This window comes from Pseudomonas sp. B21-021 (assembly GCF_024749205.1).
Taxonomy (GTDB): Bacteria; Pseudomonadota; Gammaproteobacteria; order Pseudomonadales; family Pseudomonadaceae; genus Aquipseudomonas; species Aquipseudomonas paraglycinae.
The window spans coordinates 285533-301570 of sequence record NZ_CP087192.1 but is presented as its reverse complement, the minus strand read 5'-3'; the positions used below and the strand labels follow the sequence as shown (position 1 = coordinate 301570).

Sequence of the window (16038 nt, the reverse complement as noted above, 5' to 3'; positions counted from 1 at the left end):
GAGTTAATTGCGATGGCCTTGCTACAGCTGGAGCGCATCAGCGCACAGTACCCCGGCAGCCCGGAACCGGTACTGTCCGACATTTCCCTGACCCTCGGCCCTCAGCAATTGCTGGTGGCCCTCGGCCCGTCCGGCAGTGGCAAGACTTCGCTGTTGAACCTGATTGCCGGCTTCGTCGAACCGAGCGCCGGCCGTATCACCCTCGACAACGTGCCGGTCAAAGGCCCGAGCGCCGAGCGCGGCGTGGTGTTCCAGGACGATGCCCTGCTGCCTTGGCAGGACGTGTTGGCCAACGTCGCTTTCGGTCTGGAACTGGCCGGTGTGGCCAAGGACAAACGCGAACAGCGCGCCCGGGAAATGCTCGCGCTGGTCGACCTTTCCGGCTTTGAACATCGTCGCATCTGGCAGCTTTCCGGCGGCCAGAAGCAACGCGTTGGCCTGGCCCGCGCCCTCGCCGCCGATCCGCGTGTTTTGCTGATGGACGAACCCTTCGGCGCCCTCGACGCCTTTACCCGCGAACAGATGCAGGAGCTGTTGCTGCAAGTCTGGCAACGCACCGCCAAACCGGTGTTCCTGATTACCCACGACATTGAAGAAGCGGTGTTCCTCGCCACTGACCTGATTCTGCTCGCGCCGAATCCGGGGCAGATCGTCGAGCGCCTGCACCTCGACTTCGGCCAGCGCTACGCCGCCGGCGAATCGGCGCGGTCGATCAAGTCCGATCCGCGCTTCATCGAAACCCGCGAACACGTGCTGGCCAAAGTGTTCTCGCAACGCAGCGCCGTTCAACGGCAGGAGCGCGCATGAGCAGTTACGACGTTTCCGCCACCGCCGTGAAACCCGCCGCCACATCGGTGGTGATTCCCGTGCGTCGCAGCCTCAGCACCCGCTGGATCAGCCTGCTGACCCTGTTCGCGTTGCTGGTGATCTGGTGGGCCGTCACGGCCACCGGTCTGATCGAACCGCTGTTCCTGCCGCCACCGTCCGCCGTGCTGCAAAAAGGCTGGTTGCTGGCGACCGCGGGCTACATGGATTCGACGTTGTGGCAGCACCTGGGCGCCAGTTTGAGCCGCATAGGCCTGGGCCTCGGTTTTGCGATTCTGACCGCAGTGCCGGTAGGCATTGCCATCGGCGCCAACCGAATCGCCCGTGGCGTGCTCGATCCGCTGATCGAGTTCTACCGGCCGATTCCGCCACTCGCCTATCTGCCGCTGATCGTGATCTGGTGCGGCATCGGCGAGTTGTCGAAAGTGCTGCTGATCTACCTGGCGATTTTTGCCCCGATCGCGATTGCAACCGCCACCGGCGTGCGCACCGTCGACCCGGCCAAACTGCGCGCCGCGCAGTCGCTGGGCGCCACTCGCGCACAACTGATCCGCCACGTGATTTTGCCAAGCGCCCTGCCAGACATTCTGACCGGTGTGCGCATTGGTCTGGGTGTCGGCTGGTCGACTCTGGTCGCCGCTGAACTGATCGCGGCCACCAGCGGCCTGGGCTTCATGGTGCAGTCCGCTGCGCAATTTCTGGTCACTGATGTGGTGGTACTGGGGATTCTGGTCATCGCCCTGATCGCCTTCGCCATGGAAATGGGCCTGCGCGCCCTGCAACGCAAACTGGTGCCGTGGCACGGCCAGGCCCACTGATTTTTCAGCACTGACTACCCCGACAGTTTCGGGGCCCCGGAATTGAAGAGAACCACCATGAGCAGCCTGAACATCACCCCTTTAAGCTCGGCCCTCGGCGCACAGATCAGCGGCGTCGACATCAGCCAGCCGCTGAACCTGGAACAGCGCGACGCCATCGAGCAGGCACTGCTCAAATACCAGGTGCTGTTCTTCCGCAATCAGCCGATCGAGCCTTCGCAGCAGGCGCGTTTTGCCGCCTATTTCGGCGACCTGCACATTCACCCGATCTACCCGAACGTGCCGGAACAGCCGGAAGTGCTGATCCTCGACACCGCCGTCACCGACGTGCGCGACAACGCCATCTGGCACACCGACGTGACCTTCCTGCCGACCCCGGCCATGGGCGCGGTGCTCAGCGCCAAGCTGTTGCCGGAGTTTGGTGGCGACACATTGTGGGCCAGCGGGATTGCCGCGTATGAAGCGCTGTCGGCGCCGATGAAAGCCATGCTTGAAGGGCTGACCGCGACTCACGATTTCACCCGCTCGTTTCCACTGGAGCGCTACGGCAACACGCCGGAAGCATTGGCGCAGTGGGAAGCGGCACGGCGCAAGAATCCACCGCTGTCGCACCCGGTGATTCGCACGCACCCGGTGAGCGGGCGGCGTTCGCTGTTCGTCAGTGAAGGGTTCACGTCGAAGATCAATGAGCTGTCGGAGACCGAGAGCGAAGCGGTGTTGAAGTTCTTGTTCGCGCATGCGACGCGGCCGGAATTCACCATTCGCTGGCGCTGGCAGAAGGATGACATTGCGTTCTGGGACAACCGTGTGACGCAGCATTACGCGGTGGATGATTACCGTCCGGCGCGGCGGGTGATGCAGCGGGCTACGGTGTTGGGGGATGTGCCGTTTTTTCGCTGAACAATTGATCGTTCCCACGCTCTGCGTGGGAACGATCAGTGTGTCGTTATTCCGCCGTAGAAGGTTTCTCCCAAAGATTGATCCCGCCCTCCAGGGCAAACCGGTCAATCTCCGCCAGCTCTTCCGCACTGAAGCTCAAATTCTTCAAAGCCCCGACGTTCTCGATAATCTGCTCCGGCCGGCTCGCGCCGATCAGCGCCGAAGTCACCCGAGGATCGCGCAGCGTCCACGCCAACGCCAGTTGCGCCAGGCTCTGCCCACGACGCTTGGCAATCTCGTTCAACGCCCGCACATGAGCAATATTCGCCTCGGACAAGTGCGAAGACAGCAACGAGCCACCGCCCGGACGATTGACCCGCGCATCCGCCGGCACGCCATTGAGGTATTTGTCGGTCAGCAGCCCCTGCGCCAGCGGGGTGAAGGCAATCACGCCGGTGCCGAGTTCGTCGGTGGTGTCGAGCAGGTCCTTTTCCACCCAGCGGTTGAGCAGGTTGTACGCCGGTTGGTGAATCAGCAGCGGCACTTTCCACTCTTTGAGCAACGCGGCGATCTCGCGGGTTTTCACCCCGGAGTACGACGAGATGCCGATGTACAGCGCCTTGCCCTGCTGCACCGCCGTGGCGAGGGCGCTGGCGGTTTCTTCCAGCGGGGTGTCCGGGTCGAAGCGGTGCGAATAGAAGATATCCACATAGTCCAGGCCCAGGCGCTGCAGGCTCTGGTCGAGGCTGGCCAGCACGTATTTGCGCGAGCCGCCGCCCTGGCCGTAAGGGCCGGGCCACATGTCCCAACCGGCCTTGCTGGAGATGATCAGTTCATCGCGATACTGCTTGAAGTCTTCGCGCAGCAAACGGCCGAAATTGGTCTCGGCGCTACCGTAGGGCGGGCCGTAGTTGTTGGCCAGGTCGAAGTGGTTGATCCCCAGATCGAACGCCGTGCGCAGCAACGAGCGCTGAGTATCGATCGGCGTGCTGTCGCCGAAGTTGTGCCACAGGCCCAGGGACAGCGCCGGTAGCACCAGACCGCTGCGTCCGACGCGGCGGTAAGGGATGGAGTTGTAGCGATTCTCGGAAGCGGTGTAAGTCATCGAATCCTCTCTTGTCGGTCTTGAATCGGGTGTCGATTGCTACGCAAATCTGTTGCCGGGCCGGGCAAGGCCAAGGTTCTGGCGCAAGGTCCGACCCTCGTATTCGGTTCTGAACAGCCCACGCCGTTGCAGTTCCGGGACCACGCCATTGGCGAAGTCTTCGAGCCCACCGGGCAGGTGCGGCACCAGCACGTTGAAGCCATCCGCCGCGCCCTGCTCGAACCATTCCTGCAAACGGTCGGCAATCTGCGCCGGTGTGCCGACGACGCTGTAATGCCCGCGACCGCCAGCGATTCTGCGACCCAGTTCGGCCAGGGTCAGATGCTCCCGGCCGGCCAGTTCGGTCAGCAGTTTCTGCCGGCTCTGCTGGCCGCTTTCAGTCAGCGGCAATTCCGGCAGCGGCCCGTCCAGCGGGTACTTCGACAGATCGAAGTTGCCCAGCATACGCCCAAGAAGGGCAACGCCAACCTCGGGTTCGACCAATTGCTGAAACGTTTCACTTTTTTCCTGCGCTTCAGTTTCCGTCTGCCCGACCACGACAAACACGCCGGGCATGATTTTCAGCGAATCGGCGCTGCGTCCGTACTTCGGCAAGCGTCCCTTGAGGTCGGCGTAAAACGCCTGGGCGCTGGCCAGCGAGGTCTGCGCGGTGAACACCACTTCGGCCGTCTGCGCCGCCAATTCACGTCCGGTTTCCGACGAGCCGGCCTGCACGATCACCGGCTGCCCCTGTGGTGAACGCGCGACATTCAGCGGGCCTTTGACCCGGAAGTGTTCGCCGACGTGATTCAGCACGTGCAGTTTTTCCGGGTCGTAATAGGCGCCGCTGGCCTTGTCGCGAATGAAGGCGTCGTCCTGCCAACTGTCCCAGAGCCCGGTCACCACTTGATGAAATTCCCGGGCACGGCTGTAGCGTTCGGCATGGCCGATGTGTTCATCGCGGCCGAAGTTCTGCGCTTCGGCGGCGTTGTCCGAGGTCACCAGATTCCACCCCGCTCGCCCGCCCGACAGGTGATCGAGTGACGCGAATTTACGCGCCACGTGATACGGCTCGTTGTAGCTGGTGGTCGCGGTGGCGATCAGGCCGATGTGCTCGGTCACCGCGCTCAAGGCCGAAAGCAAGGTCAACGGTTCGAAGTGATCCGAACGGGCCATGCGACTGGCGATGTCCTGGGTCGGGGCGGCGACGCTGTCGGCGACGAACAGAGTGTCGAACTTCGCTGCCTCGGCGATCTGAGCCAGGCGTTTGTAATGGGCGAAATCCAGCCCGGCGTTGGCCGGCACTTCCGGGTGACGCCACGCGGCAACGTGGTGCCCGGTGGCCATGAGGAACGCGCCGAGTTTCAGCTGTCTGCTCATCTCAGAAATCCTTGCGCAGTTGCACGCCGAAGTAGCGCTCGTCATCGCGGGGTACGGCGCGGTAGATGTAGTTGCCGCCGCTGGCGAGCAACGGCGAATACGACTTGTCGGTGAGGTTCTTGCCCAGCAATGCCACGCGCCAGCCATTGGTGTAATCGGCCAGGGCTACGCTGGCATTCCAGAGGCCGTAGGCGCCCTGTTTGGTGTCGGCGTTCTGGCTGATGTCGTACTGCACTTCGCTCTGCCAGCTGTAATCGGTGCCGAGTTCGATATCCAGGCCGTTATCCAGCGGGATGGTGTAGTCGGCCCGCACGTAGCTTTTCCAGTCCGGGCTGAACGGCAGCGGTTTACCGTTGACGTTGCACGACGCCGCCGCGCCTGCCGGGCAGGCGAACTCGTCGATGCGGGCGCGGGTGTAGGCCAGCGCACCCGAGAATTTCAGTTGCTGGGTCGCCTGCAGGGCGAAATCAAGTTCCACACCCTCGGTGCTGACGCTGCCGGCGTTGATCAGGCGCGTTACGACTTGCCCGGCGACGGTGTCGAAAAAGTTCGCCTGATAGTTGTCGTAGTCGCTGTAGAAAACCGCGAGGTTGGTGGTCAGGCGATTGTTCCAGCTTGAGGCTTTGATCCCCGCCTCCCAGGTGTTGGAAGTCTCCGGTTTCAGCGCTTCGGTATCGCGTGGCTGCATGTTGAAGAACACGTTGTAGGCCGGGCCTTTGTAGCCACGCGAGTAGGTCAGATAAGTGGTGACGGTATCGCTCAGGTCGTACTGCAAACCGAGGCGGCCGGACCAGCCATCCTCGTCCACCGAACCGGAGCTGCGGGTGGCTGGCTGAATGCCGCTGACGGTGGTGGCGGAGGTGGAGACGCGACGGTGATCGTATTCCAGATCGTCGTGGGTGTAGCGCAGGCCGGCGATGCCACGGAAGTCCGAGGTGAAATTCAACGTGCTTTCGCCAAACACCGCGTAGCTGTCGCTGGTGGTGCTGTAATCGGCGACGCCGCGATCAGTGCGCGTGGTGGTGGTCAGGGTGCGTTGATAGGTTTCCTCGTCCTTGCCGTGCATGTAGAACAGGCCGCCGACGTATTCGAGGAACTCGCCTTTCGGCGACGCCAGACGCAGTTCCTGCGAGTACTGGTCGAAGGCCAGATCGCCCTTGTCCGCCGTACCGGGGAACGCAGCCGTCACCGTGCCGAGGCGGTCGCCGTCCTGATACTGGGTGTTGTCCCAGCCGCGCCACGCGGTGATCGAGGTCAGGGTGTAATCGCCCAGTTGCCAGTCGAGCTGGCCGGACAGGCCCTTGTTGGTGTCTTCGACGTGGGTGCGGGTGTCGGTGTTGATGTCGCGGTTGTGGCTGGTCGCGCCGACCGGGCTCAGCGCATTGGCGAAGGCCGGGGTCAGCGCCTTGGTCACGACGCCGTTGGGGCCGTCATCATGGGACTGCATGTAGTCGGCGATCAGGGTGAAGGTGATGTCGTCGTTCGGGGTGAATTCCAGTTTGCCGCGCACGCCGCGATGGTTGTAACCGTTGACCTCCTGACCGTTGTGCTTGTTGTCGACGTTGCCGTCGTAAGTGCCGAACAAGGTGCTGATCGAGCCCTTGAGCGTGTCCGGAATCAGGCTGCCGCCGATGCCGAAACGGGTGCGGCTTTCGTTACCGCTGTAGTACGACTGATCAATGTAGCCGTGGGTCTCGGCGGTCGGCGCCTTGCTGGTGATGTTCAGCACGCCGGCCGAGGCGTTCTTGCCGAACAGCGTGCCTTGCGGGCCGCGCAAGACTTCGACGCGTTCCAGATCCAGCAGATCGAGAGTGGACTGGCCGGGACGGGCGTAGACCACGCCATCGATTACCGTGGCCACGGTCGGCTCGACGCCCGGCGAGGTGGAAATAGTCCCCACGCCACGCACGAATAGCGAGGTGTCCTTGTTCGACGCGCCAGTGCGGAAATTCAGCGACGGCACTTGCTGGACGATGCTCGCCACGCTGTTGCGGTTGTCGCGCTCCAGCTGCTCACCGTCGATCACCGACACCGCCACCGGCACCTTTTGCAGCGACTCTTCGCGGCGGGTGGCAGTGACCGTGACGGACTTGAGTGTCGGCTCCTGATCGGAGCTGTCGGCGGCGAACGCGGCCGGCAGCGGCAGCGCGGCCAGCCCGGTGAGTAGCCAGCCCGCAGCGCGGATCGATTGCGCCAGTTTGTGTGTCGCCCCAGGAATGTTGTGCATGTTTGCCCGCTCGAAAAGTTGCCCTGAACCGCTGCCGTTCTGCGACGACAGCGCCTGTCTCGGTGTCTTGGGCATTCGCTCGAGCGAGTAGCAGACAACGCGCCTTGTTAGCGCTAACATCGCCAGTATTGGCAAGTCGGACATAGACCGTCCAATACTGAAAAATTACTTTTATATGCGTTTTGGTTTTTAAGAAGGATCGAGCCTTGAGCGAAGAAAAGCCCCGCAAACGCCGTGGTGCCGGCCGCGTGACCCTCAACGCGGTAGCGCGCCAGGCCGGTGTTTCGGCGATTACCGTGTCGCGCTACTTCAACCAGCCGGAACAGGTCTCGCCCGAACGCCGCGAACGGATCGCGGCCGTGGTCGCCGAACTGGGTTACGTGCCGAATCTAGTGGCCGGCGGGCTCGCCTCGGCGCGGGGGAAAATCGTCGGCATGGTGATCCCGAACATCTCCGGGCCGATCTTCGCCAACACCATTCAGGGTTTCAGCGACACCCTCAGCCGTCACGGTTATCAGCTGTTGCTGGCCTCGAGTTACTTCAGCACAGAACAGGAAGAAAACGCCGTGCGGGCGTTCCTCGGCTGGTCGCCTGCAGCGCTGGTGGTCACCAGTCATTTCCATAGCGCGGGCACGGAAAAGATGCTCGCCGAGGCGGATATCCCGGTGATCGAAACCTGGGATTACCAACCGGATCGCGAGCCGATGCAGATCGGCTTTTCGCACTTTGAAGTGGGTGTCAGCGCCGCTCGTTATCTGCACGGCAAAGGCTATCGACGCATCGCGTTCGTGCAGAACAGCGCACCCGGCGACTTCAGCGCACTGGAGCGCCGGGACGGTTATGCGGCGACCGTGCGTGAGCTAGGACTGGAACCGTGGGTATTCGCACCCGACGCCGATCGCGCCCCGTTCGAGGCCGGCAAACAAGCGATGGAAGCGATGATGAACGCCTCACCACGCCCGGACGCGATCATCTTCGCCAACGACAACCTCGCCGCCGGCGGCCTGCTCGCCGGACAACGCGCCGGCCTCAAGATCCCCGAGGACTGCGCCGTCCTCGGCTTCGGCGACTACCCGTTCGCCGAAATGCTGCTGCCGAGCCTGAGCACGATCAAACCGCCGGCGCTGGAGATCGGCGTGCTGGCGGCAACCCGGGTGCTGGAAAGTCTGGGCGTGTTGCCGAGCGATGAGGTGCAGCGGCTGAACTTGCTGCAGTGCACGGTTATTGAGCGGGAAAGTACCTGACGAATATGGCGTGGGCGGGTTTGGCTATGCTCTAAATGAAACCGAGGTGGCGCCTTCGCGGGCAAGCCCGCTCCCACAGGTTCTGTGTTGCGTACAGAATCTGTGGAGGACACAGAACCCTTGTGGGAGCGGCGGTGCGACGATTCGACTTGCCCGCGAAGGCGCCCGACCAAACACCGACTATGCCGCAGGCCTCCCCATGCACACCGCAATCATCATTTTCTTCGGCCTGATCCTGCTGGCGCTGATGTTTTACATCGGCGAGCGCATCGGCTTCAGTCGGCAGACGCTGGCCTATGGTTTCGCGGCGTTGTGGCTGGCGTTGACGGTGATCAATGGTGCAGTCGGCGTGGTGCACGCCGGGCAGCCGCTGGGGTCGGAGATTGCGATTGGCAGCGCCGTGTATGGCGTGCCGCTGGCGGCGATGGTGTTGTTCATGGTGCTGAGCGCCGAGACCTGAAAGCGTCCCGGCGCCCTGCCCCGATCAACGCACCAGATGCAGGAACTGCATGTGCCGTTCGTACTGGTCGAGGATGTCGTTGATGATCTGCTCTTTGGTGTAGCCGACCAGATCGTAGTCCTGACTGCCCTCGCTCAAGTGCACTTCGGCGCGGTAGTAGCGGCGATTGTTGAGCTGCTTGGAGCCCATGCCTCCGCGGGCGAACGACGGCGTGAAGTAGCCGCGCATCTGCACCTGGTAGATGAACGGGTGCTGCTCGCCGTGACCGATTTCCAGACTGACGCTGTCGTGCGCCGGATCCGGCTGGGTGACCACGTTCAGGCCTTTCTCGGCGAATACGGCCGTCACTTCTTCGATGGCCGGTTTCACCGTGGTGTCCATGAAGCGGTACACCTCGTCGCGCGACGGGAAGTGCACGGCCTGGCTCAGACGCTGACGCCAGCCGCCCTTGCCACGCCGTGAGCCGGAGACCGGCGCCAGCGAATGCAGTTGCGCGATCTGCTTCTGCGACTCCAGGTAGAACGCCTTGTGCAGGCCCCACATCATCAGCAGCAGAATCAGCGAGAACGGCAGCGAGGTCAGCACCACCGCCGACTTCAGCGCATCGATGCTGCCGGAGAACAGCAGCGCACTGGTGATCAGCGCGGTCATCGCGCCCCAGAACACCCGCAGCCATTTCGGCCCGTCTTCATCCGGGTTGCCGCCCTTGGCCGACAGGGTCGAGAGCACCACGGTGCCGGAGTCGGCGGAGGTGACGAAGAACACGAAGCTGATGAACACCGTCACCGCGATGACGGTCTTGCTCCACGGATAGGTTTCCAGCAGCAGGTAGAGGGTCATCGACGGGTTGTCGAGGGCCGACATGCCCAGCGCCGACATACCGTGATTGAGCACCTGGTCGATGGCGCTGTTGCCGAAGATCGACATCCACGCCAGGGTGAAACCGAGCGGAATCAGCAGCACGCCGAAGACGAATTCGCGAATGGTCCGGCCACGGGAAATCCGTGCGATGAACAGGCCCACGAACGGCGACCACGCGATCCACCAGGCCCAGTAAAAGACTGTCCAGCCGCCGAGCCAGTCGCTCGGTTTGTCGTAGGCGTAGAGGTCGAAACTCTTCATCGGCAACGCGCCGAGGTAGTCGCCCAGATTCTGGATCAGGGTGTTGAGCAAATGCTGGGTGGGGCCGGCGAACAACACGAACAACAGCAGCGCACAGGCCAGCAGCATGTTGATGTCGGACATGACCCGCACGCCTTTATCCACACCGGAGACGGCGACGATGATCGCCGCGCCCATCATCAGCGTGATCAGGCCGACCTGAATCCACTGGGTGTGGGCGATACCGAACAGGTAGTCCAGACCGGAGTTGAGATGGAGCACGCCGAAGCCCATGTCCGCACCGAGGCCGAACACCGTGGCGATGATGCCGAAGCCGTCCACCGCGTAGCCGATGGGGCCGTTGATGCGCTTGCCGATCAGCGGATACAGCGCCGAACGCAGGGCCAGCGGCAGGTTATGCCGGTAGGCGAAATACGCCAGCGCCATCCCGACGAAGGCGAACACGCCCCAGCCGTGCAGGCCCCAGTGCAGGAACAGAATCTGCATCGCCTGACGCGCCGCCTCCGCGGTGCCGGCCTCGCCTTGCGGCGGCTGGAGCATGTGGGTCAGCGGCTCGGACACGCAGAAGAAAAACAGCGTGATGCTGATCCCGGCGGCGAACAGCATGCCGGCCCAGGACAGGTAACTGAATTCGGGTTCGTCGTGGTCGGCACCGAGTTTGATCTTGCCGTAGCCCGATAACGCGGTGACCACCACGAAGACCAGATACAGAGTCATCGCGAGCATGTAGTACCAGCCGACCGTGTTGGCCGCCCAGTTTTGCGCTTCGAGAAGCCAGGCGCCGGCCTGTTCCGGCATGGCGATGACTGTCAGGCCGAACAGCAGGATCACCGTCGCGGCGAACCAGAACACCGGCGGATTCATGCGCACCAGACCGCTGGCGGGGGTGGACGATGCACTCATGAACGGTGCACCTCAAGAGATTGGAAAATGGCTGAAATGATCGGACTCAGCAAAGGCAAGCCTCCTGTTGTGAGCGGGCAGCGAACCGCCGGTTTAACTTGAATGAACGTTCAAGTTAAACATGGATAGTACGCTCAGGACTAATCGCAGGGCTCAGCGGTACTTTTCGTACGCTAGCTCAAGGAGGGGTATGACGCTTTAGTGAGAGCGATCGTTCCCGCGTTGCGCGGGAACGATCGGATAGAAAAATTACTTCTGCGTCCCGTCATCATGCTGCAGGTTGGCCTGGGTCAGGTTGCACCCGGCCGGTACGCTGCGGGTCAGCCACACGTTGCCGCCGATGGTCGAGCCTTTGCCGATGGTGATCCGCCCGAGAATCGTCGCCCCGGCGTAAATCACCACGTCGTCCTCGACAATCGGATGGCGTGGATGGCCCTTCTGCAACTGGCCGTCCTCGTCCGCCGGGAAGCGTTTGGCGCCGAGGGTCACCGCCTGATAGATCCTGACGCGCTCGCCGATGATCGCGGTCTCGCCGATCACCACACCCGTCCCGTGGTCGATGAAGAAGCTGCGGCCGATCTGCGCGCCCGGGTGAATATCGATGCCGGTCGCCGAGTGGGCGATTTCCGAACTGATCCGCGCCAGCAGCGGCAGACCTGCGCGATACAAATGGTGAGCCAGACGATGGTGAATCACCGCCAGAATCCCCGGATAACACAGCAGCACTTCATCAACGCTGCGCGCCGCCGGATCGCCGTGATACGCGGCCAGCACATCGGTATCGAGCAGGCTGCGCAGGCCCGGCAGCGCGAGGGCGAAATCCTGGATGATCCTGATCGCCTGCGCCTCGACTTCAGTGTCAGCCTGGGCGCTGTGACGGGCGACGTAACGCAGTTCGAGTCGTGCCTGAGCCAGCAATGCATTCAAGGCAACGTCGAGGGTATGGCCGACGTAGAAATCCTCGCTTTCCTCACGCAGATCCACCGGCCCCAGCCGCATCGGAAACAGTGCGCCGCACAGGGCTTCAAGGATTTGCGCCATCGCATCACGGGACGGCAACTCGCGCCCGCCCTGCTCGCCGGAAGCACGGCCATTTTGCGCACGCCACTGATCCCGCGCGGTACGCAGCTGGCTGACGATGGTCTGCAATTGCCAATGGCTGGAACGCTCGCTCACGGTAAAGACTCCTCACGGGCGGCCGGACTGTCTGGCCGCGTCAACGGCGCCTACTTTACGGCAACCCCACCGGGGCGAATTAAGAACCGATAGTGCTGGGCTAAGCACATTTGGCTATAAGCGATTGGCGGTTGCCCCGGTAAATCGGCGTGCCTATAGTCCTGACATCTCCTTGCATCAGTACGGAACCATGTCCACACAACCGATCAAACAACAGCTGGATCGCTTTAACCGCCTCGACCTGCTCGGCCAACCGACCCCACTGGAAAAACTCGAGCGCCTGTCCACCTGGCTCGGCCGCGATGTCTACATCAAGCGCGATGACCTGACGCCTCTGGCCATGGGCGGCAACAAGCTGCGCAAGCTCGAATACCTCGCCGCCGATGCCCTCACCCAAGGCGCCGATACGCTGATCACAGCTGGTGCACTGCAATCGAACCATGTTCGCCAGACCGCCGCGCTGGCCGCGAAACTGGGTCTGGGCTGCGTGGCCCTGCTGGAAAATCCGCTGGGCACCGACGACAGCAACTACACCGGCAACGGCAACCGCCTGCTGCTGGACCTGTTCGACACCAAGGTCGAGCTGGTCGACAACCTCGACAACGCCGACGAACAACTGGCCGCCCTCGCCGTGCGCCTGCGCAGCAACGGCAAGAAGCCGTATCTGGTGCCGATCGGTGGCTCCAACGCCCTCGGCGCGCTGGGTTACGTGCGCGCCGGCCTGGAGCTGGCGGAGCAGATCAAGGACACCGGCCTGCAATTTTCCGCCGTGGTTCTGGCCTCGGGCAGCGCCGGCACTCACAGCGGTCTGGCGCTGGCCTTGAGCGAAGCCCTGCCGCAACTGCCGGTGATCGGCGTGACGGTTTCGCGCAGCGAAGAAGATCAGCGCCCGAAAGTCCAGGGCCTGGCCGAACGCACCGCCGACCTTCTGGGTGTGGCGCTGCCGGACAGCTTCAAGGTCGAGTTGTGGGACGAATACTTCGGCCCGCGCTACGGCGAGCCGAACGCCGGAACCCTGGCGGCGGTGAAGCTGCTGGCGAGTCAGGATGCCGTGCTGCTCGATCCGGTCTACACCGGCAAGGCCATGGCCGGGCTGCTCGACGGCATCGGTCGCGGACGTTTCGACGACGGCCCGATCATCTTCCTGCACACCGGCGGCGCCCCGGCGTTGTTCGCGTACAAGGACTTTCTGTAGGCCTGAGCGCGTTCCCGCGCCCGACGTGGGAACGCTCAGCGTCAGCTTGGCTACATATTCATTAAAAGAATAACAAACGGAAAATTCATTATTTTCCATTCTAAAAGAACCATCATATAGTCTCGCCGCAGGCGAATTTCGCGAGAGACGCATAAGCTGCTTTAAGGCAGGATAGCGCTGTCGTCCAATTCCCGGATTCGCCAACTTTCCTTAAGCGTCTTCCATAAGAAAACACAGGGGCTTGTCATGATTCTTTCCGCACTACGTCGAAATCTGCTGGTAGGTTCGCTGGGCCTGGCACTGAGCGCCGGTCTGCTGGGGCAGGCGGTTGCCGGTGAGCAACTGCAACAGATCAAGGACAAAGGCGTTATCAACGTCGGCCTGGAAGGCACTTACCCACCGTTCAGCTTCGTCGATGCCGACGGCAAGCTGTCGGGGTTCGAAGTCGAGCTGTCCGAAGCCCTGGCCAAGAAGCTGGGCGTGAAGGCCAAGATTCAGCCGACCAAGTGGGACGGCATTCTCGCAGCCCTCGAATCCAAGCGTCTGGACGTCGTGGTTAACCAAGTGACCATCTCCGAAGAGCGCAAGAAGAAGTATGACTTCTCCGAGCCGTACACCGTTTCCGGGATTCAGGCGCTGGTGCTGAAAGACAAGGCAACCGCGCTGAACATCAAGTCCGCCGCTGACCTGTCCGGCAAGAAAGTCGGCGTGGGTCTGGGCACCAACTACGAACAATGGGTCCGCGCCAACGTGCCGGGTGCCGACGTTCGCACCTACGACGATGATCCGACCAAGTTCGCCGACCTGAACAACGGCCGTACCGACGCGATCCTGATCGACCGTCTGGCTGCGCTGGAATACGCCAAGAAAGCGCCGAAAACCGTCGCTGCCGGTGAAGCCTTCTCGCGTCAGGAAGCCGGTGTTGCCCTGCGCAAAGGCGAGCCTGAACTGCTGGCCGCCGTGAACAAGGCCCTCGACGAACTGCGTGCCGACGGCACCCTTGAGAAGCTGTCCACGAAATACTTCAACGCTGACGTCACCCAATAATGGAAGAAGCTTTCCAACTCGCACTGGACTCCGCGCCCTTCCTGTTGAAGGGCGCGTACTACACGGTAATCCTCAGCCTCGGCGGCATGTTTTTCGGCCTGCTGCTGGGCTTTGGCCTGGCGTTGATGCGCCTGTCGCGTTTCAAGTCGGTCAGTTGGCTGGCCCGCATCTACGTGTCGTTCTTTCGCGGCACGCCGTTGCTGGTGCAACTGTTCGTGATCTATTACGGCTTGCCGCAATTGGGCATGGAACTCGACCCGCTGCCGGCGGCGCTGATCGGCTTCTCGCTGAACATGGCCGCCTACGCCTGTGAAATCCTGCGGTCCGCGATCGGCTCGATTGAACGCGGCCAGTGGGAAGCCGCTGCGAGCATCGGCATGACCCGCGCGCAGACCCTGCGCCGGGCCATCCTGCCGCAGGCGATGCGCACGGCGTTGCCGCCGCTGGGCAACAGCTTCATTTCGCTGGTCAAGGACACCGCACTGGCCGCCACCATCCAGGTGCCGGAGCTGTTCCGTCAGGCGCAGCTGATTACCGCCCGGACTTTCGAAGTCTTCACCATGTATCTTGCCGCCGCGCTGATCTACTGGATTCTGGCCACGGTGCTGTCGCACTTCCAGAACAAGTTGGAAGAGCGGGTCAATCGGCACGACCAGGAGTCCTGACCCCATGATTGTCGTGGAAAAACTGACAAAGCAGTTCAAGGGTCAAGTCGTGCTCAACGGCATTGATCTGGAGGTGAAGGAAGGCGAGGTCGTGGCAATCATCGGTCCCAGCGGCTCGGGCAAGACCACGTTCCTGCGTTGCCTGAACTTCCTCGAGGAACCCACCAGCGGCCGGATCAAGGTCGGCGAGATCGAAATCGATACCAGCCGCCCGCTGAACCAGCAGCAGAGCCTGGTGCGCAACCTGCGCCAGCATGTGGGCTTCGTGTTCCAGAACTTCAACCTGTTCCCGCACCGCACCGCCCTGGAAAACGTCATCGAAGGCCCGATCGTGGTCAAGAAGACGCCCCGCGATGCAGCCATTGCCCTGGGCAAGAAGCTGCTGGCCAAGGTTGGCCTGGCGGGCAAGGAAGACGCCTACCCACGGCGTCTGTCCGGTGGCCAGCAACAGCGCGTGGCGATTGCCCGGGCGCTGGCGATGGAGCCGGAAGTGATCCTGTTCGACGAACCAACCTCGGCCCTCGATCCGGAGCTGGTAGGTGAAGTGCTGGCGACCATCCGCGGCCTCGCCGAAGAGAAACGCACCATGGTGATCGTCACCCACGAAATGGCGTTCGCCCGTGACGTGGCCAACCGCGTGGTGTTTTTCGACAAGGGCGTGATCGTCGAACAAGGTGAAGCGAAAGCGTTGTTTGCCAATCCGAAAGAAGAACGCACTCGACAGTTCCTCAGCAAGTTCAGAAACAACGGCTGATCCGTTAAGTTTCTCGAATAAAAACTTCCATGGATGGAAGTTTCGCTTACACCCCCCCAATAAAAAACTTAATCCAGCGACTGCATTACATATATATGTCCTGCAACAGTCTCGCCGCGATTAAAGTTCGCGCCCTGCAAATTTCCAGCTGTACAAACCGACCGACGACAGAACAATAAAATCCGGCAAAAGCTGTGGCCCGATTCGCTATGCAGAATAGGTAGAGTGCCTTATCCGCGTAGGAAGCTTCTGATAAATC

At 62.2% G+C, this 16038-nt stretch carries 14 protein-coding genes; 9 read left to right on the top strand and 5 right to left on the bottom strand.

Features of this window, described 5'->3' with window-relative positions:
• Positions 1-12 precede the first annotated feature (12 nt).
• Genes tauB through tauD form a run of 3 tightly spaced genes read left to right on the top strand, consistent with a single transcriptional unit; the run spans position 13 to position 2543 of the window.
• Entirely contained in the window at positions 13-807 is a 795-nt protein-coding gene (gene tauB, locus LOY31_RS01300; RefSeq protein WP_007952704.1) for a taurine ABC transporter ATP-binding subunit, read from the top strand.
• Entirely contained in the window at positions 804-1643 is an 840-nt protein-coding gene (tauC, locus tag LOY31_RS01295; RefSeq protein ID WP_258712734.1) for a taurine ABC transporter permease TauC, read from the top strand. The genes tauB and tauC overlap by 4 nt, the downstream gene beginning before the upstream one ends.
• A gap of 57 nt (positions 1644-1700) precedes the next feature.
• Positions 1701-2543, top strand: a complete 843-nt coding sequence (tauD, locus tag LOY31_RS01290; protein WP_085608610.1) for a taurine dioxygenase — start codon at positions 1701-1703, stop codon at positions 2541-2543.
• Positions 2544-2589: 46 nt separating this feature from the next.
• Here the strand turns inward: tauD and mgrA are convergent, their stop codons facing one another.
• From mgrA to LOY31_RS01275, 3 genes are read right to left on the bottom strand one after another with little or no spacing between them, the layout of a single operon-like run.
• Complete coding sequence (mgrA, locus tag LOY31_RS01285; RefSeq protein ID WP_258712733.1) at positions 2590-3627, bottom strand: L-glyceraldehyde 3-phosphate reductase; 1038 nt, start codon at positions 3625-3627, stop codon at positions 2590-2592.
• A 39-nt stretch (positions 3628-3666) separates the two neighbouring features.
• The gene (locus LOY31_RS01280; RefSeq protein WP_258712732.1) at positions 3667-4986 is read right to left on the bottom strand and encodes an LLM class flavin-dependent oxidoreductase; all 1320 of its coding nucleotides are present in this window, start codon (positions 4984-4986) and stop codon (positions 3667-3669) included.
• Position 4987: 1 nt separating this feature from the next.
• Positions 4988-7213 carry a TonB-dependent receptor gene (locus tag LOY31_RS01275; RefSeq protein ID WP_258712731.1) on the bottom strand — a complete coding sequence of 742 codons (2226 nt, stop codon included), beginning with the start codon at positions 7211-7213 and terminating at the stop codon, positions 4988-4990.
• A 206-nt stretch (positions 7214-7419) separates the two neighbouring features.
• Here LOY31_RS01275 and LOY31_RS01270 point away from each other — a divergent pair, with 206 nt between their 5' ends.
• On the top strand, positions 7420-8457 hold the full coding sequence (locus LOY31_RS01270; protein WP_258712730.1) for a LacI family DNA-binding transcriptional regulator: 1038 nt from the start codon (positions 7420-7422) through the stop codon (positions 8455-8457).
• Positions 8458-8656: 199 nt separating this feature from the next.
• Entirely contained in the window at positions 8657-8917 is a 261-nt protein-coding gene (locus LOY31_RS01265; protein WP_007952727.1) for a hypothetical protein, read from the top strand.
• 24 nt (positions 8918-8941) lie between these two features.
• Here LOY31_RS01265 and betT read toward each other — a convergent pair whose 3' ends face one another.
• Together betT and epsC are read right to left on the bottom strand one after the other, a co-directional pair.
• The gene (betT, locus tag LOY31_RS01260; protein WP_164872166.1) at positions 8942-10903 is read right to left on the bottom strand and encodes a choline transporter BetT; all 1962 of its coding nucleotides are present in this window, start codon (positions 10901-10903) and stop codon (positions 8942-8944) included.
• A 288-nt stretch (positions 10904-11191) separates the two neighbouring features.
• Positions 11192-12118, bottom strand: coding sequence for a serine O-acetyltransferase EpsC (gene epsC / locus LOY31_RS01255; RefSeq protein WP_007952730.1), 927 nt, complete (start codon positions 12116-12118; stop codon positions 11192-11194).
• Between the two features lie 190 nt (positions 12119-12308).
• Between epsC and LOY31_RS01250 the strand changes: the two genes are divergently transcribed.
• The 4 genes from LOY31_RS01250 to tcyN all read left to right on the top strand — a co-directional run bounded on the left by LOY31_RS01250 (position 12309) and on the right by tcyN (position 15779).
• Positions 12309-13313, top strand: coding sequence for a D-cysteine desulfhydrase (locus LOY31_RS01250; protein ID WP_085608604.1), 1005 nt, complete (start codon positions 12309-12311; stop codon positions 13311-13313).
• A 246-nt stretch (positions 13314-13559) separates the two neighbouring features.
• Positions 13560-14360 carry a cystine ABC transporter substrate-binding protein gene (gene tcyJ, locus LOY31_RS01245; protein ID WP_258712729.1) on the top strand — a complete coding sequence of 267 codons (801 nt, stop codon included), beginning with the start codon at positions 13560-13562 and terminating at the stop codon, positions 14358-14360.
• Positions 14360-15025 carry a cystine ABC transporter permease gene (gene tcyL, locus LOY31_RS01240; protein ID WP_007952735.1) on the top strand — a complete coding sequence of 222 codons (666 nt, stop codon included), beginning with the start codon at positions 14360-14362 and terminating at the stop codon, positions 15023-15025. Before tcyJ ends, tcyL begins: the two co-directional genes overlap by 1 nt.
• Positions 15026-15029: 4 nt before the next feature.
• Positions 15030-15779: an L-cystine ABC transporter ATP-binding protein TcyN gene (gene tcyN / locus LOY31_RS01235; RefSeq protein WP_064382730.1), complete on the top strand. Its 750-nt coding sequence runs from the start codon at positions 15030-15032 to the stop codon at positions 15777-15779.
• Positions 15780-16038: the final 259 nt, after the last annotated feature.